Here is a 20498-nt window from a genome sequence, read left to right on the forward strand (position 1 = left end):
ACTTCTAATGACACTATCAAGCACAGTCCACACACACCCACGTAAAAGAGCTTGGCTTGCCCCTCTGGTATATTTGCTATCAGGTGGAGCTCTGCTTGGTCTCTCGACTAACTTGGCTAAACTTGCCGGTGAAATCCAACTGACAGCGCTCTCTTTTCTGTTTTGGTCAATCTTGGGAGCGGCGCTTATTTTGTTGGTTATCTCGGCATTACGCCGTAATTTGCCACCTGTTAACGCTCGCACCATAGAGTATTATGCCGTTTCCGCACTATTAGGCGTGGCTGGCGCCAACCTAATCTTCTTCTCAGCTATCCCTCATGTAGGTGCTGGGTTCGTGGCATTAATCATCACCCTGCCGCCGCTGCTCACATACGTCGGCGCATTAACATTAAAAATGGAACGGTTTCGGGTTATGCGTGCGGCGGGAGTTCTCTCGGCACTAGCAGGTGCCATCACCTTAGCAGCCAATAAGCTCTCAGCGCCTGATGCCAACCACCTTTGGATACTCCTTGCTCTGATTGGCCCAGTATTGCTCGCCATTGGAAACATCTATCGAACGCTACGCTGGCCAGAAGGTGTATCAGGCGATGCGCTGGCACCGGGAATGCTAATCGCCGCCGCCATCACACTACTCGCTGTAGGCCTTCTGCCTGGCTTTTCTCTTAGCGTTCCCACTGACCGATACCTACCAACCCTCCTGATCGCGCTTCAAGCGGTAGTTTTCGCTGGCCAGTTCTTACTGCTCTTTTTGCTACAGAAAAGCGGTGGCCCAGTGCTGCTGAGCTTATTGGGTTCCGTAGGTGCTGTCGTGGGTGTTCCAGTCGCCGTATTGCTACAGGGAGAAACCGCACCCGAGGGCTTACTGCTAGGCATCCTGTTAATTGGCGCAGGTATCACCCTACTCAATATTGGCAAAGCTAGCCAGAGTACACGATGAGTTGCATAGCGCTATCCCATCACTCACTTTGCTGTTGAATTGCCTTATTAGCTTCCTCTATTTCATGCTGGCTAAACACTTGAACACCATGCTGGCGCAGCAGTGCGGCGGTTACCCCCATACCAGGCATTTTTTTACCGGAAAAGCTACCGTCATAGATAGCGGAGCTTCCGCATGAGGGGCTAAATTCAGCAAGCACTGCGACATCGATATTGAATTTATGGCATAGGTCCAAGGCAATAGAGGCGCCTGTTAAAAATTCATGGGTTACCCTGCCGCCGTCTCTTTCAATAACATCAGCATCGCCGCTTAATACGCTCTCACCACAGCCCTCGGAAATCTCCGCGGGTTTCCTAGGAATACTCATCCCCGCTTCCACCTCTGGGCACACAGAAACGATCCGGCCGTCAGCGCGCCACTGCTCAACAACCTGATTAGCTACGGCAAGGGAGCCACCATCGTAACGAACCTTTTTCCCCAACAAGCAGGCACTGATTAATATTTTTCTCAAAATACTGATCTCTAATATGGTGGCTGACACATAGCTAATACTACCACTGCACCTCTTATCAGTGGTTTTACCTTAACTATAACAGCAGCATTTTGAGGCTGTATCAAGCCACCTCCGCGGGTGCGCCGTAGGCTTACCCGCGCTACAAAACCAAGTAGTGCACATCTCATGCACGTGGTTAGCGCACATTTCGTAGCGCGGCGTAACGCGCCTTGTGAGAGGAACGAGCAAACGCAAGGCACCCGCAACAGACGCAGCCACCCAGCCACACCAAGCCACCTCCGCGGGTGCGCCGTAGGCTTACCCACGCTACAAAACCAAGTAGTGCACATCTCATACACGTGGTTAGCGCACATTTCGTAGCGCGGCGTAACGCGCCTTGTGAGAGGAACGAACAAACGCAAGGCACCCGCGATGGACTCAGCCACCCGGCCATACCAAACCACCTCCGCGGGTGCGCCGTAGGCTTACCCGCGCTACAAAACCAAGCAGTGCACATCTCATGCACGTGGTTAGCGCATATTTCGTAGCGCGGCGTAACGCGCCTTGTGAGAGGAACAAACAAACGCAAGGCACCCGCGATGGACTCAGCCACCCGGCCACACCAAGCCACCTCCGCGGGTGCGCCGTAGGCTTACCCGCGCTACAAAACCAAGTAGTGCACATCTCATGCACGTGGTTAGCGCATATTTCGTAGCGCGGCGTAACGCGCCTTGTGAGAGGAGCGAACAAACGCAAGGCACCCGCGACAGACGCAGCCACCCAGCCACACCAAGCCACCTCCGCGGGTCCGCCGTAGGCTCACCCGCGCTACAAAACCAAGTAGTGCACATCTCATACACGTGGTTAGCGCACATTTCGTAGCGCGGCGTAACGCGCCTTGTGAGAGGAACGAACAAACGCAAGGCACCCGCGATGGACTCAGCCACCCGGCCACACCATGCCACCTCCGCGGGTGCGCCGTAGGCTTACCCGCGCTACAAAACCAAGTAGCGCATATCTCATGCACGTGGTTAGCGCACATTTCGTAGCGCGGCGTAACGCGCCTTGTGAGAGGAACGAACAAACGCAAGGCACCCGCGACAGACGCAGCCACCCAGCCATACCAAGCCACCTCCGCGGGTGCGCCGTAGGCTTACCCGCGCTACATTAATACTGAATTCGATACACATAGCTCAATGTAAAACGCCAAGGCATGGCCTTGGCGTTTTGGTATCTTGCGCAGTTAAGCCTCTACCCCAACTGAAACGGGTAAACAGGCCCAATCTTTAACAACTGCGTTAGCTCATCCAGGGCGGCTAGTGATTCTTCCGCAAGCTGCGGGTCGGCAAGATCGTCTACAGCCAGCCGATCACGATAATGGCGGTTCACCCAAGCGGTTAAGTCATCATACAGTTCGTCATTGAGCAGTACACGGCCGGTAAGCGCTGCACACTCGACGTCTGACAGTGCCACGCGCAAGCGTAGGCAAGCAGGCCCACCACCATTGCGCATGCTCTGTTTAACATCTTTAACGATGACGTCACTGATGGGGTTGTTACCCGCTAGCAAGTGATCCTGAATAGTACGCCATACCGCTTCGCGCTCCTGGCACTCACTGGGAACCACTAGCGTCATGGTTCCGTCTGGATTGGAAAGCAGTTGGGAGTTGAACAGGTAAGATGCTACTGCATCTTCCATGCTTACCGCTTCCAATGGCACCCGCACTGGAATTAGCGGTGTGGTCATTTTGGCACGCAGCTCATTGAGGGTGCGCTCTTCATCCAAGAACGCCATTTCGTGATAGAGCAGTACGGGGCCATTGCCTACAGCAATCACGTCATTATGGAAAACGCCCGCATCGATGGCGTCCGGGTGCTGTTGAGCAAATACCGTTTGCGCCTCTGTTAACCCGTGCTGACGGGCCACCGCTTGGCTCGCTTCCAAGGTTTGCCGCGCAGGGTATCGTATGGGTTCGCGCCCTTCGCCAAATGCCTGACGGCCATATACAAACAGGTGAACGCCGGGCTCACCATGTTCGCCGCAAAGGCGGGTATGGTTAGCCGCCCCTTCGTCGGAGAATGCAGGTGTTGCAGGCAGCACCGGATGGTGCGCGAAATGCTGCTCGTCACGGAAGATCGCCTGCAGCACGCGCCCGGTAGTTTGTGGTTCTAAGTAGCGATGAAAGCTGGATTGCAGGTTGGCAGGCGTAAAGTGTACCCGGCCATCCGGTGCATCAATGCTAGGGGTAATGGTGCCCGCATTGGCGGTCCACATACTCGAAGCAGAGCAAACCGCCCGCAGCAGCTGCGGGGCTTCTTTAGCGGCACGGGCCAGCACTTCGCTATTGCGGCCACTAAACCCTAAATCCCTCAGCGCGCCAACATCCGGGCGCTGCTGGGGCGGCAGTACGCCTTGGGCATAGCCTGCGTCCATCAGCGACTTCATTTTGAGCAGTCCCTGAAGTGCCCCTTCCCTAGGATTAGAGACTAAGCCGCCATGGCTCATAGATGCTACGTTGCCGTGGGCCAATCCTGAGTAGTTATGGGTCGGGCCTACCAAGCCGTCGAAGTTGACTTCCCTTACGCTGCTAATTGAGGCATTACTCATAAATTGACTCCTGCTGGTAAGGTGTCAGGCATTTCCAGGGTGTCAGCCTCCATCGAGGCAACAGGGTAGGCGCAATAGTCCGCTGCATAGTAGGCGCTAGGGCGATGATTACCGCTGTCACCAACGCCACCAAACGGTGCATCACCGGATGCGCCGGTGGTTTGGCGGTTCCAGTTCACGATGCCTGCACGGATGCGCAACAAGAAGTCATCCCAGTCAGCTTTATCGCCACCAATGAGACCGGCGGAAAGGCCATAGCGCGTATTGTTGGCAAGTGCCAGAGCTTCATCCCAGTCACGATAGCGGTGGATTTTAAGCAGCGGCCCGAAATGCTCCTCATCAGGTACGTCAAGCCCCGTTACGTCGATCAGTGCCGGACTTAGCAGACTGGTCCCTTCCTCAAGGCGCTGCATGCGGTTGATCACTGTCCCCCCCATGGCTTCAAGCTCATCTTGTGCTTTAAGTAAGCCATCAGCAGCGGCGACACTCACCAAGCCACCATAAAAAGGCGCTGGCGCTTCTTCAAACTGCCCAGCCACATGCAGCTTGGCGATCGCGTCAGAAAGTGCTTCAACCAGACGGTCGCCTACTTCTCCCTGGGGTACCATTAAACGGCGGGCGCAGGTGCAGCGCTGGCCACCAGATAAAAATGCCGACTGCAAAATAGCCAGCACCGCCGCGCGCTGATCATCGACATCTTTCACCACCAGCGGGTTATTACCCCCTAGCTCCAACGCCAGAATTTTGTCTAGCTGACCAGCAAACTGCTGCTGCAACATACCACCTACTTTCGCGCTGCCGGTAAACAATAAACCATCAATTCCTGGGTGCGCAGCAAGCGCTTGGCCCACGGCGACACCGCCCTGTACCACGTTAATCACCCCAGCGGGCAGCCCAGCTTCTAACCAACACTGCAGGGTTAAGTCAGCGGTTAGCGGTGTTTGATCACTAGGTTTAAACACCACGGTGTTACCCGCTAACAACGCAGGCACCATGTGGCCGTTAGGCAGATGGCCTGGGAAGTTGTAAGGCCCAAAGACTGCCATCACTCCGTGAGGCCGATGGCGCAGCACTGCTTTAGCGCTACCTACCTCTTTTTCACGCTCGCCAGTACGCTCCAAGTAGGCCTTAATCGAAAGCGCCACTTTACCCACCATTGCACCTGCCTCGGTGCGCGCTTCCCAGAGCGGTTTGCCAGTTTCACTAGCAATCGCCGTAGCAAGCTCTTCACTCCGCGCTTTGACAATACTGGCAAAGCGCTCAACAAGCGCTTGGCGTTCTGCAAACGACGTGCGCGCCCACGCAGGAAAAGCGGCCCTTGCGGCATCAATAGCAGCGCTAACCTGCCCGCTTGAGGCGGAGCCTCCCTGCCATAACAATTTGCCTGCGACAGGGTCATACTTAGTGAAGTGGTCTGCTTCGCCTGCTACCCAGGCGCCATTGATCAGTTGCTGCTGTTGGGCGTGCATCGTTCTCTCCTTCCCTCATGCGTGCTTGTTATACGTACTTGTGAAGAGCTAGGTTTCCAGTAAACGCAGGTGGTCACCTGTGGTGACGCCCAGCCGCTTGGCTTCTTGCTGGTTCAGCACAATAATGTTGTCATCGCTGGGCGCACGGCCTATCCAGCCAGCGGTGAAGCCCAGCATCTGGGTAGTCGCGGCCAGCCATCGACTGACGCTTTCGTCACGTGCGCTTGGGGATATTTCAACCTGGCATAGCCGTGAGTTGCGAATTGCCCGTACATCGTCGATGTAAGCCTCTACCGTGGGACCACCATCAAAAATGTCGATATATCCCTCCCAACGCAGCCCCTCTTTTTTGAGCATTTCCAGCGCTGGGCGAGTATGACGGTGTACCTGGCCAATACAGGAACGTGCCTCTTCCGACATAAAAGTGGTGTATATCGGAAACTTGGGCATTAACTCGCCAATAAAGCTTTTCTGCCCCAAACCAGTGAGCCGGTCGGCTTCGTTGAAATCCATCGGGAAGAAATGCTTACCTAAGCTCTCCCAGAAGGGGCTTTTATTGTTTTCATCAAATACCCCCCGCATTTCCGCCAATACTTTTTGCGGGAAACGATCGCGAAATTGAGCAATAAACAACCAACGTGCCTTGGAAAGCAGTGCACCATTACGCAGGTGCTTGTTAGCTTCGCCGCGATACTCCGGGCGTAGAAATAACGAACATACTTCCGCGTCGCCGGTATGATCAGAGCTTAAAAACAGCGTATCGATGGTGCGGTGCAGATCGAGTTGGATGGATGAGTGGGCCAGGGTGCCTAATCGGTAGTTATAGAATGGCACTTCCCGCCCTACTTGACCTTCAATGGCACAACAGCCAGCCAATTCACCGTTTTCTTCATCTTCTAGCACAAAGAAATAAAGTCGGTCATCTATCGCGGTGCGCTCTTCAAATGCACGGGCGGCTGCTTCAATTTTACCGGCCAAGAACTCGCGATTATCTGGCAACGAGGTGAAGCCAACGCCTGCCTGCTGCGCAAGCGCCTGGAGCCCATCTAGATCATCACGGGCAATGGGTCGAATGCGCATTACATCTCTCCTTCATCGAGCGCATCTACCGCGCTAGGCAGGGTTAGTGGTGCTGCCAAAACCGCACGTCCCTCTTCAACTCCCAAACGCTCGGCGTGTTCGGGGGAAAGCATTAACTGACCGGTGGGCGAGAGCGCATAGCGCGCCACGATGCAGCGGAAATCGCCGAGAGTTTGGTTGGCAATCATCGCCGGCTCCGCATCGGGCAAGGCATGCTCCGGCCGTATCCTAACCGGGTGCCACGCAGCACGACGGAAAGTTTCCAGCCGCTCTCGTTCAGCTTTAACAATTGGCCCGGCATCGAAAATATCTACATGGCGAGAGCGTACAAATCCCTCGGCCAGCATTTCAGCCAAGGCTTCTTCATGGGCGGGATGTTCACGGCCAATGGCCGCCCGCGCCTGGGGTGTTAGAAGCGGTAGATAGAGCGGAAACTGAGGCATCACTTCGGCAATAAAGCTTTTCGAGCGCACCCCGGCAATGTGATTCATTTCGTGAAAGCTGCGAGCAAAAAAGTGGCGGCCCACGCTCTCCCAAAAAGGTGATTCATTACTACTATCCAGATAGCCTGGAAACGCCACCGTCAGAATGCGCGAAAAACGCTCCGGATATTGAGCAATAAACATTAGCCGCGCCCGGCGTAGCAGGCTTTCAGCACTGGTGCCTTTATAACGCGGATTCAGCGACAAAGCGCAGAGTAGTGTGGCGTCAGACGCCTCGTGAGAGAGCGCTAACGTCTGTACTTCCCGGCGCACATTAAGCTGCTGGGAAGCATGAATCAGCGTCTCTTGGCGGTAGGTGTAATAAGCTTCCGCAGCCCCCGCCTGGGCACGGATGGTAGCCGTACCCAACACTTCGTCTCGGCTATCATCTGCCAATACGAACATATAGTGCTCGTGGCCGGGAAACTCTACTTGGCTATTGAAGGCTTCCTGGGAGCGCACTATGCGCTCCTCAAGCCGGTCACGGTTAGCGGGCAGATTGGTGAGCCGTGGCACTGCGTGCTCGGCCAACTGCTCCAGGGCTGGAAGGTCAGCCATTGTTACCGGTCGGATTACCAACATCCTTAGCGCCCCCTCTTGTGTAGCTTGTTGCCTACTCATGCGCTGGCAACAAGCCGCTCAATGGCACGTTCCAAACGCGCCATACCTTCAGCAATATCCGCCTCAGGAATCACTAACGACGGCGCCATGCGCAATACATTGGGGCCCGCGATCAGCGCCATGACACCCTCTTCAATGGCCAGCGGTAGAATATCTTTGGCACGGCCTTCGAAGGCATCAGACATTTGCGCGCCGATTAGCAGTCCCATGCCACGGATCTCTTTAAACACGCCGTGCTTGCGGTTGATAGTTTCCAGGTGTTCGCGAAATAGGTCGTGACGATGCTTAACACCTTCGAGCACTTTGGGGGTATCAATAAACTCTACCACTGCAAGCGCCACCGCAGATGCCAAAGCATTACCGCCGTAAGTCGATCCGTGGGTACCAATTGCCAAGGACTTGGCAATGGCTTCGGTGGTTAACGTAGCGCCAACGGGGAAGCCGCCGCCCAAGGATTTAGCGCTGGTTAAGATGTCTGGAGTGATGCCGAAGTTCTTGTACGCGTAGAGCTCGCCGCTGCGGCCAACACCGGTCTGAACTTCATCAAAAATCAGTAGCGCATTGTGCTCATCACACAGATCACGCAGCCCCTGGAGGAACTCTTGCGTCGCGGGAACAATACCGCCTTCGCCCTGCATGGGTTCAACCATAATCGCGCAGGTATCCTCGCCCACCAGCTGGCGGACACTTTCAAGGTCATTGAAATTGGCGTGCAAAATACCGCCGGGCACTGGTCCAAAACCTTGAGAGTACTTGGGCTGGCCACCTACGCTCACGGTGAAGAAAGTACGACCATGGAAAGATTGATAAAACGAGATGATTTTATCTTTATGCTCACCATGGTGGTCAACCGCCCAACGACGAGCTAGCTTCAGTGCGGCTTCATTGGCTTCGCCGCCGGAAGAGCATAAAAATACTTTATCGGCAAAGGTGCGCTCAGTGAGCGTCTTGGCAAGCTTAAGCGCAGGCTCATTGGTAAATACGTTAGACAGGTGCCAAAGTTTTTCGCCCTGCTCTTTTAGTGCATTTACCAGCACTGGATGGCAATGGCCAAGAGAGTTCACCGCGATACCGCCCGCGAAGTCGATATATTCACGCCCTTGCTGATCCCACAGGCGGCTACCTTCCCCGCGCACTGGGATAATCTGCTGTGGCGAGTAGTTGGGCGCCATGTAGTGATCGAAATCCTGACGGTTTGGGGTGTAACTCATGGGACGATACCTCCAGTGGGGTAGACAATAGATTTAGTATACGGGTGGCGGTGGACACCGTGCTTACAGTATTGGGACGGTAAATTATGAAAAGCCGCGCTTAACCAAGCCGCTCTTCTCGTGGCGTGATGCCAAAGTGGTTTCGATAAGCAGTGGAAAAGTGCGCACCAGAGGAGAATCCTGTGATCAGTGCGATATCTCCTACAGGACGATCACTCTCTCTTAGCTGTTTGCGAGCTTCCTGAAGACGTAAATCTAGGTAGTAACGGCTAGGCACTGCCTGTAAATATTTTTTAAACAGCCGCTCCAACTGCCGCCGAGAAATACCCAAATGCTCTGCTAGCTCCAATGTTGAAAGCGGCTCCTCAATATTGGCCTCCATTAGCGTAACGGCATCTACCAAGCTTTGTGGCGCATGGCCCAAGCGGTTACGCAGAGGTACGTGCTGGCGCTCGTCAGCAAGGCGGATACGATCGCAGACAAACTGCTCAGATACTTGCTCAGCTAATCGCTGGCCGTGATGCTGACTAATCAGTGTGAGCATCATATCCATCGCTGCCGTACCGCCCGCACAGGTCAGCCTATCGCGGTCAATTTCGAACAGCTGTTGAGATAGTGTGACCTGAGGATACGCCTGAACAAACGCATCAAAGCGCTGCCAGGGTAACGTGGCCCGATAACCTTCTAATAACCCGCAACGAGCCAGCACCTCGGTACCGCCGGCAAGCCCACCGATGGCCACGCCTCTCCCCTGGTGGCTACGCAACCATTCATTTAGTTTGGCGGGCAGTGCATAGGGCAGTGGTGTGGGCGCACATATCAATAACATGTCCAGAGGACCAAGAGGCGCATCTAAAGTGTGCTGTGCTAGGAGGGAAAGTTGCGCACTGCTGCGCACGGGCTCTTCACTCAGGCTCAGAGTGACCGTGTGATACAGCATTTGCCCACTCAGTTGATTAGCCATTTGCAGCGGTTCAATGGCGCTAGCATGGGCCAGTAATGAAAACCCCGGCAGCAGCACAAAGGCCACTCGCTTACGGCTGCTGGCAGGAGGTGTTAATGCGCTTGAATACATGATAAGTGGCTGTGCTGCATGAAAATCGCCTTCAACTAGAGGAAGCATCGGGGTAACAACGCCATCTTACCCAATTGTGTACCCGAAGGCAGCGCTATGGCCTTTCAAACAAAAATAGGGCGTAAAAATGCAAATTGCCGGGCATTGGCCCGGCAATTTGTTTGGCGAGAGAACCTTAGCCTCCGCTATTGCCTGCGCCAAGAATTAGAAACCCAGCCACTACTATCCCTAGGACTATAATTACCAAAGGAAGCAACTTGTACATTCCACTGGGTGGTTTCTTAGCTTCAGGCTGGCGCTGAGGCGCAGCGCTTTCAAAGTCCTCTGGTATGCGCTGATTCAATACGTGCTCTTTCTCTTCTTCCCGAGTTTTACTTTCCCTGGTATCCATAAACGCCTCCTGTTACTCCGGCAGAAAAAGCGAGTGCGACGACCTCTAGCTAGCGCAACCGCATCACCGCTTATAAGCTAATGACATCGAACTCGACATTAGGGTTCACATCCGCGTCGTAGTCCACATCATCACGTTCAAAGCCAAATAGCTTCAAAAACTCATGCTTATAACCAGCATAGTCGGTAATTTCGAATAAGTTTTCTGTTGTAACGTCTGCCCACAAGTCTTGGCAGGCTTTTTGAACGTCGTCACGCAGTTCCCAGTCATCCAGGCGCACACGACCTTGCTCGTCGGTTGCCATTTCTTCTTGCTGGCCTGAGTACAGACGCTCGCCGAACAGGCGATTCAGTTGGTCTATAGTTCCTTCATGCAGGCCCTGTTCTTTCATAATGCGATATACCATCGCAATATATAGCGGCATGACGGGAATCGCTGCGCTGGCTTGGGTCACCACCGATTTGAGCACCGCCACATTGGCACCACCACCGCTCGTTTGCAGTTTGGCATCAATAGCGGCCGCTGCGCGGTCCAGGTCTTCTTTGGCTTTGCCCAACGCACCATGCCAGTAAATAGGCCAGGTGATTTCAGTACCAATGTAACTAAACGCCACACTGCGCGCGCCTTTTGCTAACACGCCAGCTTGGTCAAGAGCATTCATCCACAGTTCCCAATCTTCGCCACCCATTACGGTGATGGTGTCGTCGATCTCTTGCTGTGTAGCAGGCTCTACTTGCGCTTCGATGATGACATCTTTATTGGTATCAATCGCCGTGGCACGGTAGGTTTCACCAATCGGTTTCAGGCTTGAGCGCTTTACTTCACCAGTATCTGGCAGCTTACGCACAGGCGAGGCTAGTGAGTAAACCACTAGATCAACTTCGCCCATGTCCTGCTTGATTAACTCAATGGCTTTTTCTCGCGCTTCATGCGAGAAAGCATCGCCGTTGATCGACTTGCTATACAGGCCTTCCTGCTTGGCAAACTTGTCGAACGCAGCGCTGTTGTACCAGCCAGCAGTACCAGTCTTTGTATCGCTGCTGGGCTTTTCAAAAAATACGCCCAGAGTGTCGGCACCGTAACCAAACGCAGCGGTAATACGCGCAGCTAATCCGTAGCCACTGGAAGCGCCAATCACCAATACTTTTTTAGGGCCAGCGTTTTTATCTAAGCCGCGGGCACGAGTCGCTTCGATCTGTTCGAGAACGTTCTGCTCGCAGCCTACAGGGTGAGTCGTTGTACAGATAAAGCCACGCACTTTAGGTTTAATAATCACGTTGGACCTCTTCATCAAATTGATTTCGTTATCAACATGGCCATGCCATTGGTTAGTGGGGCTATTCTAGCCGTCTCAGCGCGCCCTGTCCGCTCTTGAGCTTATCCATCATTCACGGCAGGATAGCGACCTGCCCACTACCGGCCAAAGAGACGACCCTATGAATGCACAGCAGTTAGTCGATGAGCGTGGCGACCTATGGCTTGCCCTGGCACCACTCTGGCTAGACCGTGAACCGAGTGAACGCGACTACGCCAAGATGATTGATGTCATTCAACAGCATGACATGTCGCTTAAGGAGCTTGAATGGATGTTTCGCTTAGAAATGGCGCCGGTGATGACACGGCACCAACTCTCTGTAGCCAGCGAGTGGCGTAGATTTGACGACTATAAACTTATGAAACAGCTAGTTAACCATAATCTGCGTTTAAATGGTTGGCGACGCAAAAGCTGGGCTTTATTTTCAGGTTTAACGACAATGATGGTGCGCCACCGCTGGAACGCACTAATGAATCGTTTAATGGTTGCACGCGGTGAGGTTTAAGCAAGCTCCGTATTCAGTTACTTTTTATCAAGTTCGGCTTCCAACGCTAAGCGCAGCGGAAGGCCATGATCTTTAGGGCCAAAGCGGGCAATCACTTGACCATCACGCCCGACTAAAAACTTGGTGAAGTTCCATTTGATTGCCTTTGTACCCATGACGCCTGGCGCTTCCCGTTTGAGCATGACAAACAAGGGGTGAGCTGCGTGACCATTAACACGCACTTTTTCCATCAATGGAAAGCTAACGCCAAACTGCTGCTCACCAAAGGCACAAAACGCCTCGGCGCTCTCTGGTGACTGTCTGCCAAACTGATTACAGGGAAAACCAAGCACCGTAAAGCCACGGTCACGGTAGCGCTTATACAGTGTTTCCAACTCTTTTAATTGTGGTGTAAAACCACATTGGCTAGCCACATTGACCACGAGCAATACTTGGCCGCGAAGCGCCCGTAAATTAAATGGCTCGCCTGTATGGGTATAACAGTCTTGATCATAAATCATCATTGCAAGGCCCCTTACATGCCTTCGCTAGCGTGTTATCACCATGCCACGACGCATGCCGTTAGGCTAGAGCCGGTTAACTGATTGGTCCTAGCACTACTCGCAGTGCCAGAGCGATCAGCAGCACGCCAGTGACTCGATTAATCCAGTGAGCATAACGATGTAGCCAAGGTAATACGCTCGAGTGAGAGAGCCCCACTGCCACTAGTACATACCAGCCACCATCAATCACCATAGCTGTGGCCACAATAATTGCTTTGGCAAAGATGCTCATCTCAGGAGTGACAAACTGGCTAAGCAAAGCGACAAAAAAGATGATCAACTTGGGGTTGCCTAGCGCCACTAGTACTCCCTCTTTGGCAGCTTGGCGCGTGGTGGTCATCACTGCTCCTGGCGCGATCCCCCCTGCTCTACCTGCTCGCAGCGCTTTGATACCTAACCAAGCTAAATAGGCAGCGCCAAGCCACGTGACCACTTGAAACAGCTGGGGATGGCGAACAATCAAGGCCCCCAACCCCCATACAGTTAACAGCGCATAAAACCCCACTCCAAGCGCGTGAAATACAGCGGCCGTTACGCCGGGCAAACGCCCGCCCCCTAATGTATGGCGCAATACCAGTGCCAAACTTGGCCCCGGTGACATAGCTCCCATAGCGCAAATCGCGACCAACGACAGCCAGAGTGACAGCGGCATTTTTCTCTCCATGAAAAAAGTAAGAAAGGACAAGCTAGTATACTCCAGCCGTCGAAGCATCTAGGGAATAAATGTAAGCGCTTAAATAACGCTGTTAGCATGGTACGCTGTTGGGTAAAATTTTCCCCTTTTTGATCAAGATGACGCCTGCCACGCAGGCGGTTCATGGCTTATAAAGGACTTCAACATGGGTAGGGCGTTTCAAAACCGTAAGGAATCCATGGCCAAAACGGCCGCTGCGAAAACCAAGGTTTATAGTAAGTACGGGCGTGAAATTTACGTCTGCGCTAAAGCCGGCGGCACAGACCCTAACGGCAACCTAGCGCTACGCGGTTTAATGGAGCGTGCAAAAAAAGATCAAGTGCCTTCACACGTGATCGATAAAGCACTGGATAAAGCCAGTGGCGCTGGCGGTGAAGATTTTTCAACGGCGCGCTATGAGGGTTTTGGCCCAGGCAATGCCATGGTGATTGTTGACTGCTTAACTGACAATCCTAACCGTACCTTCGGCGACGTACGTGGTTGCTTCACTAAAACCAAAAGTAAGATTGGTACGCCCGGTAGCGTTAGCCATATGTTTGACCACTGCGCTATTTTCTCGTTTACCGGTAGTGACGAAGAAGCCGTGCTTGAAGCGCTAATGGAAGCCGATGTCGACGTTACCGATATCGAGCAGGAAGAGGGCCGTATTACCGTCTTCGCCCCGCATACCGACTACGCCAAAGCCAAACAGGCACTGCTGGATGCCTTTGGTGAGATCGATTTTGAAGTGGATGAAATTCAGTTTTTGCCGCAAAACACCACGCCGGTTGAAGGTGACGACGTGGTCATGTTCGAAAAACTGCTTGGCATGCTGAACGACCTGGATGACGTGCAAAACGTATTCCATAGTGCCGAGCTTCCCGCAGAGAGCGAGTAAACCGTTAGCCTCGACTTAGCCCATCGCGGCTGGAAGAAGTGTTACCACTGTTCCAGCCGCTGCCATCTGCAATACGAATCACTGGGTTCGTATTCACTCTGTTACCGCGTTACGCGCGTAAAAGGCCGTATCGGGCAACAACAGCGCTGGCTTAACCCCTGAGTCGCTAAGCACCTGCTTACCCCGTACGGTCAGATCGGTAACAAATAAAAACTGTTGGCGTGGGTCGACGGGATAAGCGCGGATACGATAGTGAGTGCCCCAGGGTTTCTCTTCTGCTACGACAATAACGGGTCGGTCAAACTTGAGATATGCGCTGGTAAGTGCTACATCCCTCAAGATTTTACGTACCTTTTCTGCCTCATGCTCGGGATGCAGATAAAAACTTGCCACGCACTGTAAGCTGGAGCCACCGTTATTGGCATTGTGGATTGCCGAATCCCACAGTTTGAGATGTGGCACTGCTACCAAATCATCATCTGGGGTTTGAATTTCTACGGTACGCATTCCAACGTGTTTCACCTCACCGTAAGTGCCCTCAATTTCAATCCAGTCACCTGGGCGATACGGCAGTTCAACGGCTGAGACCACTCCTGCAATCAGGCTGCTTACGTAATCTTTGAGGGCAAAGCCAATAGCTAAGCCAATTGCACCCAACAGCGTTATCATATTGCGTAATGAAGGTTCGATTACAATAGGCACAGCAATTGCCAGCGTGGTGATTAAAACAAGCAGTCGTGTGAGAGGCACGAGGGCAAAAACCCGGAAACGCATAGGCCCGTGTAATCGATTAGCTAGCCAGTTCAATCCCCGCTGGCTGGCAATAATCAGCAAAACGCTGATAACTAAAATCACTCCAAGGGTAATCAGCGCTTCGCTATCGATATCGTTAAACAGTCTGGCATACTGCTCTTTATCGTCCATCTGTACTCCTAAAGCGCATCCACAAGGTAGTTCCGAGAGGCCAGCAACTGTCGCACGCTAGCGTAGCTTAATGGCGATACTTGCCAGCACCCCTGATGGCAGCAGAGTAGCCCCTGTCGGGCCAACGATAACCGTGCGTTTAACACTTCGTGGCGGGAAAATGGGAGTACGTCCCCTAGCGCCTGCTCCTCCAGCCCACCATGAATTAGCAGCGTATGTAGCAGCAGCGTGGCCACATCCCCCGTTTCCGCAGGCAACTCTGCCTCTGCTAAAGCATCCAGTAACCACAGCTCCTGCGGGGGCTCTTGAGACAGTTCCTGGGATCGACCTTGAAAGTGTTTTGAACCATCACTTTCAGCAGGCTCACGTAGCCGTTCCCGCCAATAGTGCCATGCAATACCTAAGTGCCCACGGCAATGGGCTGCTAATTGCTGTAACTCTTTATAAGCCAATTTACTATGGCGACTTCTCACCAGGACTTGGTTTCCCGTACGCGTGCTATATACAACCGGGGCATCCTGACGGGTGCGAACAATACTGGCAAAGTAATGTGCTAACTGCTCCCCTTCCATAGCTTGCAAGGTAAATACTGGAGCACTATCAAGGCCAACTACCTGCTGTAAGTATGCGTATGTCCAGCTGTCACAGCCAATCACCCCCCTCCCCATACGGCCACTAAGCACGCGTTCCAATAGTTCACGCACCCCTTGTAAGCCTTGTGTATGGCGTAGAAAGCACCGTTCTAATGTAGGTAATGCCCAGACAGGCTGCGCTTCGCAACACGCTATCCACTCAAGATTTCCATCAGAAATCTCTTGATAAGTAGGCATGGTCAAGCAGCTAACCCCCTGCTGCTGCGCCCAGTGGCGAACCACGGAGCCATGCCCACCATGAGGTGGAGTAATAAAAAACACCACCGGATGCTCTTCTAAACCCTGCTGGTAAAGTACCTGGGAAAAAGCCATAGCCACAGGTGACCAATCCACTTCAGGCACCAAGTGCGCAAGTTTCAACTCAGGTAACTGTCGAAGTTCGCTCTCTTGCTTCGCTTTACGCTCTGCGGGCTCTCTACCGGCTATCCAGCGGGTTACTGCTCGCCAACTACGCCGCCACTGGCTAGCCTGAGTCTGCTCCGGTGTGCAAAACTGCGTTAGTTCGATCACTTCCCACAGCGATGTAGCATCTTTGGTTGAACACTTCGCCATAAGGCTACCTTAGGCTGGAAATAATTAAGATTAGCACGTCTCTGCCTAAATACGTGGCGGAGCAAGCCGAACTTATCGCCAAAAATGAAGTCGCTAGTAATAGGAGCTTTATTAATAGCTGTTCTATACAAACGCGACACACTGGGGGCACAGATGAGCGTGGTAAACGTCACCATGGGAGAGCTACATGAGAAGCTTGCAAAGTGCATTGCCGGGGAGCGAGTGCTCATTGAACACGACGGCAATCGCTTTAGTGCACGTATTCAACATGTCGGCATGACAGGCGTAAAAGTAATCCCTGAAACACAGATTAAAAATAGCACCGGCGACCCAGGCGATGTGGAGGGCGTCACGGTACCCTACGACGAGATATGGGAGCTTGAAGTAAAAGGCGTGGTATATAGCCGCTTACCCAACTAGTGCTAGCACTAGTAAGCGATAGCGCTTTTGTGCCTAGCAACCCAATGCAGCGGCTACACGTTCTAGCACTAGTGTTTCGCGGTGAATTGAAAAGCCCATTGTGGCAGGCTTACTAGCCATTACACTACGGTTATGGCGCAGTGCATCTTCAAGCGAAACCCACTGCGCTGCCATGCCGTTAGCTGCCTCGTAATCTTCCAGCTTTGCCTCGCCTAACGTATTGCCAATTTGGCAATTAAACCAATGGGAGGTTTGAAACATCACATCCCACTCCTTTTTCCAGGTCGGGGTATATTCTGTCACGTAGCCAAAATGTGATGTTACTTGAATATCTTGAGCCCCCGTCTCTTCATACAGCTCGCGATGCAAGCCAACTTCAGGGCTTTCGCCAGCATCTATACCACCGCCGGGAAAGCTAAAGTCGTCATAACGCTCGGTGTAGAGCAACAAAATATTGTCATTACGGGTAACGATGGCACGTGAGGCTTCACGCTTTAGCACTCGCATTTTCTCTAAAGCAGGCGAGGCGGATAGTGCCTCGTGAACAAGGTGAGCAATGTGCTGCATGGGTAACCCTGGAAAATAAAAGCGGCCATTCTACGCAAATGGCCGCTTTAGTTCACTCGCTCAATTAATTACTTCATGAGCAGGTTTGAGCACTTAAAATGTTAAGCAGATTTTGCCAAAGTGCTTACCCGACTCTTGATGGCGGAATGCATTAGCAATCTCTTGCAATGCAAACTCTCGGTCGATCACGGGCCGAAGGTTAGACGCTTCAATGGCACGAATCATCTCGATTTGATGACGACGGCTGCCCACAATTAGCCCCTGCAGCCTAGCCTGTTTGGCCATTAGCTTAGCGGTGGGGATCTCTCCTTCACGCCCAGTGAGTATGCCAATTAACGAAATATGTCCGCCAATTTTCACTGCATCAATCGACTGCGGTAGCGTGCCAGAGCCACCTACTTCAACCACGTGGTCCACGCCTTCACCATTGGTTAATGCCTTAACCGCCTTACCCCAGTTCGGCGTCTCTTTATAGTTGATGGTGTGCTCAGCTCCCAGCTCTCGCAGGCGGGCCAGTTTTTCATTGGAAGACGACGTAGCAATCACCCTTGCTCCCATCATCTTGGCAAACTGCAGCGCAAAGATGGAGACGCCACCAGTGCCTAACACCAGCACGGTATCACCGGCTTTAATACCGCCATCTACCACCAACGCACGCCAAGCGGTCAAGCCTGCTGTGGTTAGTGTTGCGGACTCCGCATGGCTGTACCCCTTGGGCTGGTGGGTAAACCAAGTGGCCGGGCGGATAATCTGTTCCCGGGCGTAGCCATCAACGCCATCCCCAGGCGTGGTGGTGAAGTCACCTATTCGCGCCAGGCCTTCAAGCCAGTCAGGGAAGAAGGTAGACACCACGGCATCTCCTACCGCGAACTCACTAACGCCCTCACCAACGGCTTCAACAACCCCAGCCCCGTCAGACATAGGAATACGGCCATCGTCAGTGGGGATCATCCCCGCTACCACAGCATAGTCGTGAAAATTAAGCGAACTAGCGTGCAGGCGTACTTTGATCTCGCCAGGACCAGGCTCACCCGGTGCGGCTAACTCAACCAGGCTCAGTTTATCTAAACCGCCAGGCTGCTGAAGCTGAATGGCGTACATCGTTACCTCCTGTAAAACGGGCTATGTTAAACATGCGCTATAAGCGACCGGTCTAATTCTACATGGAGGCATTGTAGTCAAGATCAAGGTCGTGCAGCTCACTCTCTTCAAGATCATGTCCTAAAAAACCACCCGACTGGCGCTTCCATAAGCCAGCGTAAATACCATTTTGCGCTAACAGTTCCTGATGGGTGCCGCTCTCTACCATGCGCCCCTCATCCACCACAATCAAACGGTCAAGCATGGCAATGGTAGAAAGTCGGTGGGCTATCGCGATCACTGTCTTGCCCTCCATCAGTGCATCCAACTGCTCTTGGATGGCAGCCTCAACTTCAGAATCCAACGCGGAAGTAGCTTCATCCAGTACAAGAATAGGCGCGTTTTTAAGCAGCACACGGGCAATGGCAATGCGCTGACGCTGGCCACCGGAGAGCTTAACGCCACGCTCGCCCACGTGAGCATCCAGGCCACGCCGCCCTTTGGGGTCGACCAAATCATTGATAAAGCTATCGGCATGGGCACGGCAAACGGCCTGCCACACCTCGTCGTCACTAGCGTGTGGGGTACCATAGCGAATATTATCCCGCAGCGAGCGGTGCAGTAACGAAGTATCCTGAGTCACCATCCCTATCTGATGGCGCAGCGAGGTCTGAGTGACTTCGGCAATATTCTGCCCGTCGATTAAAATCCGCCCACCTTGTAGGTCATAAAAGCGCAGTAGCAGGTTTGCCAGGGTCGACTTGCCCGCCCCAGAACGGCCAATCAGGCCAATTTTCTCACCGGGCTTAATGGTCAAACTTAGCCCATCAAAGACGTTCTTACTTTCACCTTTTGCTTGAGCATACTGAAAACGCAGCGCCTCAAACACAATCTCACCGCTAGGCACGACAAGCGCTTTGGCATTAGGCGCATCTTTGATCGTTGGCTCCTGAGCAATGGTATTCATGCCATCCTGTACCGTACCAATATTTTCAAACAGCCCGGCCACTTCCCATAAAATCCAGTCAGACATAAAACGAATACGCATCACCAGCGCTATGGCAATTGCCAGCACGCCTAAAGAGATGACGTCCATGTACCAAGCGCTAATCGCCATACCCGCAGTACCCACCAGCAGCAGGGTGTTGAGCAGCGTTAAGCACACGCTCATCACTGTGACCAGACGCATCTGGCGGTGTACAGTAACCATAAAGCCTTCCATGGCATCTTTGGCATAGCCCTGTTCACGTTCGGTATCTGCGAAAAGCTTAATGGTTTGGATATTGCTGTAACTATCCACCACACGGCCGGTCATCTGCGCACGGGCGTCAGCTTGTGCCATGGAGACATCTCGCAGTCGTGGAACAAAAAAGCGCATAATGCTCAAATAGCCAACTAGCCATAGACCAAGGGGCAACAGCAGCCATGGGTCGGCACGGCCCAGCAAAATTGCCGCTCCAGTAAAGTAGACGATGGCATAGACCATCAAATCCATCACCTTAGTGACGGTTTCACGGATCGCCAGCGCCGTTTGCATGACTTTTTGCGACACCCGGCCAGCGAACTCATCCTGATAAAATGCCAAACTTTGACTGAGCATGTGGCGGTGGGACAGCCAGCGGCCAATCATCGGGTAGTTGCCAAAAATAGTCTGGTGGTTCACCAACGATTGCATGAGCACCAACAGCGGTAAGCCAAGGATAACCGCAAGGCCAATGCCCGCCAGCCAGAGGCCGTTGTCTCCCCAGAAGTCAGTTCGATCAACGCTGCTCAACCAGTCGACCAGCTCTCCCATATAGCCGAAAAATACTACTTCCGCAGTGGAAACCAGCGCTGTCAACAGTGACATAACCAGCAGCCACGGCCATACGGGCCGTGAAAAGTGCCAAATAAAGGGCAGTAACCCGTTCGGCGGCGTTGAGATTTCGCCTTCAGGGTAAGGGCTTACTCGCTCCTCAAAATAACGGAACAGTGGCGTGAGCAGACGTGACAGCATAAGAGGT

20 protein-coding genes are annotated in these 20498 nt (G+C 53.1%); 4 read left to right on the forward strand and 16 right to left on the reverse strand.

Annotation, left to right across the window (positions count from 1 at the left end; all coding sequences use genetic code 11):
- The first annotated feature begins 7 nt into the window (after positions 1–7).
- Positions 8–937 (forward strand): DMT family transporter, encoded by a 930-nt coding sequence (locus CPA45_RS17095; protein WP_096653597.1) that lies wholly within the window; start codon positions 8–10, stop codon positions 935–937.
- Between the two features lie 19 nt (positions 938–956).
- Here the strand turns inward: CPA45_RS17095 and CPA45_RS17100 are convergent, their stop codons facing one another.
- The 9 genes from CPA45_RS17100 to fabV all read right to left on the reverse strand — a co-directional run bounded on the left by CPA45_RS17100 (position 957) and on the right by fabV (position 11642).
- Positions 957–1448, reverse strand: coding sequence for a 2-thiouracil desulfurase family protein (locus CPA45_RS17100; protein WP_208858543.1), 492 nt, complete (start codon positions 1446–1448; stop codon positions 957–959).
- Between the two features lie 1233 nt (positions 1449–2681).
- Positions 2682–4037 carry an N-succinylarginine dihydrolase gene (gene astB, locus CPA45_RS17105; RefSeq protein ID WP_096653599.1) on the reverse strand — a complete coding sequence of 452 codons (1356 nt, stop codon included), beginning with the start codon at positions 4035–4037 and terminating at the stop codon, positions 2682–2684.
- Positions 4034–5506, reverse strand: a complete 1473-nt coding sequence (gene astD, locus CPA45_RS17110) for a succinylglutamate-semialdehyde dehydrogenase (protein ID WP_096653601.1) — start codon at positions 5504–5506, stop codon at positions 4034–4036. Before astD ends, astB begins: the two co-directional genes overlap by 4 nt.
- Positions 5507–5554: 48 nt before the next feature.
- A complete protein-coding gene (astA, locus tag CPA45_RS17115) occupies positions 5555–6586 on the reverse strand; it encodes an arginine N-succinyltransferase (RefSeq protein WP_096653603.1) in 1032 nt (343 codons plus the stop codon).
- On the reverse strand, positions 6586–7650 hold the full coding sequence (locus CPA45_RS17120) for an arginine N-succinyltransferase (protein ID WP_096653605.1): 1065 nt from the start codon (positions 7648–7650) through the stop codon (positions 6586–6588). Before CPA45_RS17120 ends, astA begins: the two co-directional genes overlap by 1 nt.
- A 35-nt stretch (positions 7651–7685) precedes the next feature.
- A complete protein-coding gene (locus tag CPA45_RS17125; protein ID WP_096653607.1) occupies positions 7686–8900 on the reverse strand; it encodes an aspartate aminotransferase family protein in 1215 nt (404 codons plus the stop codon).
- A gap of 100 nt (positions 8901–9000) precedes the next feature.
- Positions 9001–9975, reverse strand: coding sequence for a GlxA family transcriptional regulator (locus tag CPA45_RS17130; RefSeq protein WP_208858544.1), 975 nt, complete (start codon positions 9973–9975; stop codon positions 9001–9003).
- A gap of 175 nt (positions 9976–10150) precedes the next feature.
- Positions 10151–10366 (reverse strand): hypothetical protein, encoded by a 216-nt coding sequence (locus CPA45_RS17135; RefSeq protein ID WP_096653609.1) that lies wholly within the window; start codon positions 10364–10366, stop codon positions 10151–10153.
- Positions 10367–10436: 70 nt separating this feature from the next.
- On the reverse strand, positions 10437–11642 hold the full coding sequence (fabV, locus tag CPA45_RS17140) for an enoyl-ACP reductase FabV (RefSeq protein ID WP_096653611.1): 1206 nt from the start codon (positions 11640–11642) through the stop codon (positions 10437–10439).
- A gap of 160 nt (positions 11643–11802) precedes the next feature.
- Here fabV and CPA45_RS17145 point away from each other — a divergent pair, with 160 nt between their 5' ends.
- Positions 11803–12186 carry a DUF7079 family protein gene (locus tag CPA45_RS17145; protein ID WP_096653613.1) on the forward strand — a complete coding sequence of 128 codons (384 nt, stop codon included), beginning with the start codon at positions 11803–11805 and terminating at the stop codon, positions 12184–12186.
- Between the two features lie 17 nt (positions 12187–12203).
- Here the strand turns inward: CPA45_RS17145 and CPA45_RS17150 are convergent, their stop codons facing one another.
- Positions 12204–12689, reverse strand: coding sequence for a glutathione peroxidase (locus CPA45_RS17150; protein WP_096653615.1), 486 nt, complete (start codon positions 12687–12689; stop codon positions 12204–12206).
- 73 nt (positions 12690–12762) lie between these two features.
- Positions 12763–13380, reverse strand: coding sequence for a LysE family translocator (locus CPA45_RS17155; RefSeq protein WP_096653617.1), 618 nt, complete (start codon positions 13378–13380; stop codon positions 12763–12765).
- A 187-nt stretch (positions 13381–13567) separates the two neighbouring features.
- On the opposite strand from CPA45_RS17155, the gene CPA45_RS17160 reads away from it, so the two are divergent.
- Positions 13568–14299: a YebC/PmpR family DNA-binding transcriptional regulator gene (locus CPA45_RS17160; RefSeq protein ID WP_078086749.1), complete on the forward strand. Its 732-nt coding sequence runs from the start codon at positions 13568–13570 to the stop codon at positions 14297–14299.
- Positions 14300–14392: 93 nt separating this feature from the next.
- On the opposite strand, the gene CPA45_RS17165 is transcribed toward CPA45_RS17160, so the two are convergent.
- Both CPA45_RS17165 and CPA45_RS17170 read right to left on the reverse strand, forming a co-directional pair.
- Positions 14393–15223: a mechanosensitive ion channel family protein gene (locus CPA45_RS17165; RefSeq protein ID WP_096653619.1), complete on the reverse strand. Its 831-nt coding sequence runs from the start codon at positions 15221–15223 to the stop codon at positions 14393–14395.
- Positions 15224–15231: 8 nt separating this feature from the next.
- Entirely contained in the window at positions 15232–16428 is a 1197-nt protein-coding gene (locus CPA45_RS17170) for a hypothetical protein (RefSeq protein ID WP_096653621.1), read from the reverse strand.
- Between the two features lie 153 nt (positions 16429–16581).
- Between CPA45_RS17170 and CPA45_RS17175 the strand changes: the two genes are divergently transcribed.
- The gene (locus CPA45_RS17175; protein WP_096653623.1) at positions 16582–16848 is read left to right on the forward strand and encodes a hypothetical protein; all 267 of its coding nucleotides are present in this window, start codon (positions 16582–16584) and stop codon (positions 16846–16848) included.
- A 33-nt stretch (positions 16849–16881) separates the two neighbouring features.
- On the opposite strand, the gene CPA45_RS17180 is transcribed toward CPA45_RS17175, so the two are convergent.
- From CPA45_RS17180 to CPA45_RS17190, 3 genes are all read right to left on the reverse strand, one after another.
- Positions 16882–17415, reverse strand: a complete 534-nt coding sequence (locus CPA45_RS17180; protein WP_096653625.1) for an NUDIX hydrolase — start codon at positions 17413–17415, stop codon at positions 16882–16884.
- A 93-nt stretch (positions 17416–17508) separates the two neighbouring features.
- Positions 17509–18516, reverse strand: a complete 1008-nt coding sequence (locus tag CPA45_RS17185) for a zinc-dependent alcohol dehydrogenase family protein (protein ID WP_096653627.1) — start codon at positions 18514–18516, stop codon at positions 17509–17511.
- Between the two features lie 58 nt (positions 18517–18574).
- Positions 18575–20491, reverse strand: a complete 1917-nt coding sequence (locus CPA45_RS17190; RefSeq protein WP_096653629.1) for an ABC transporter ATP-binding protein — start codon at positions 20489–20491, stop codon at positions 18575–18577.
- Between the last annotated feature and the right edge of the window lie 7 nt (positions 20492–20498).

It is taken from the genome of Vreelandella nigrificans (genome assembly GCF_002374315.1).
Taxonomy (GTDB): Bacteria; Pseudomonadota; Gammaproteobacteria; order Pseudomonadales; family Halomonadaceae; genus Vreelandella; species Vreelandella nigrificans.

Bases quoted from the DNA above. Each gene is read 5' to 3' on its own strand.
- CPA45_RS17095 (WP_096653597.1), top strand. From the start codon at position 8: ATGACACTATCAAGCACAGTCCACACACACCCACGTAAAAGAGCTTGG.
- astB (WP_096653599.1), bottom strand. From the start codon at position 4,037: ATGAGTAATGCCTCAATTAGCAGCGTAAGGGAAGTCAACTTCGACGGC.
- astD (WP_096653601.1), bottom strand. From the start codon at position 5,506: ATGCACGCCCAACAGCAGCAACTGATCAATGGCGCCTGGGTAGCAGGC.
- astA (WP_096653603.1), bottom strand. From the start codon at position 6,586: ATGCGCATTCGACCCATTGCCCGTGATGATCTAGATGGGCTCCAGGCG.
- CPA45_RS17120 (WP_096653605.1), bottom strand. From the start codon at position 7,650: ATGTTGGTAATCCGACCGGTAACAATGGCTGACCTTCCAGCCCTGGAG.
- CPA45_RS17125 (WP_096653607.1), bottom strand. From the start codon at position 8,900: ATGAGTTACACCCCAAACCGTCAGGATTTCGATCACTACATGGCGCCC.
- CPA45_RS17130 (WP_208858544.1), bottom strand. From the start codon at position 9,975: ATGTATTCAAGCGCATTAACACCTCCTGCCAGCAGCCGTAAGCGAGTG.
- CPA45_RS17135 (WP_096653609.1), bottom strand. From the start codon at position 10,366: ATGGATACCAGGGAAAGTAAAACTCGGGAAGAAGAGAAAGAGCACGTA.
- CPA45_RS17145 (WP_096653613.1), top strand. From the start codon at position 11,803: ATGAATGCACAGCAGTTAGTCGATGAGCGTGGCGACCTATGGCTTGCC.
- CPA45_RS17150 (WP_096653615.1), bottom strand. From the start codon at position 12,689: ATGATGATTTATGATCAAGACTGTTATACCCATACAGGCGAGCCATTT.
- CPA45_RS17155 (WP_096653617.1), bottom strand. From the start codon at position 13,380: ATGCCGCTGTCACTCTGGCTGTCGTTGGTCGCGATTTGCGCTATGGGA.
- CPA45_RS17160 (WP_078086749.1), top strand. From the start codon at position 13,568: ATGGGTAGGGCGTTTCAAAACCGTAAGGAATCCATGGCCAAAACGGCC.
- CPA45_RS17165 (WP_096653619.1), bottom strand. From the start codon at position 15,223: ATGGACGATAAAGAGCAGTATGCCAGACTGTTTAACGATATCGATAGC.
- CPA45_RS17170 (WP_096653621.1), bottom strand. From the start codon at position 16,428: ATGGCGAAGTGTTCAACCAAAGATGCTACATCGCTGTGGGAAGTGATC.
- CPA45_RS17175 (WP_096653623.1), top strand. From the start codon at position 16,582: ATGAGCGTGGTAAACGTCACCATGGGAGAGCTACATGAGAAGCTTGCA.
- CPA45_RS17180 (WP_096653625.1), bottom strand. From the start codon at position 17,415: ATGCAGCACATTGCTCACCTTGTTCACGAGGCACTATCCGCCTCGCCT.
- CPA45_RS17185 (WP_096653627.1), bottom strand. From the start codon at position 18,516: ATGTACGCCATTCAGCTTCAGCAGCCTGGCGGTTTAGATAAACTGAGC.
- CPA45_RS17190 (WP_096653629.1), bottom strand. From the start codon at position 20,491: ATGCTGTCACGTCTGCTCACGCCACTGTTCCGTTATTTTGAGGAGCGA.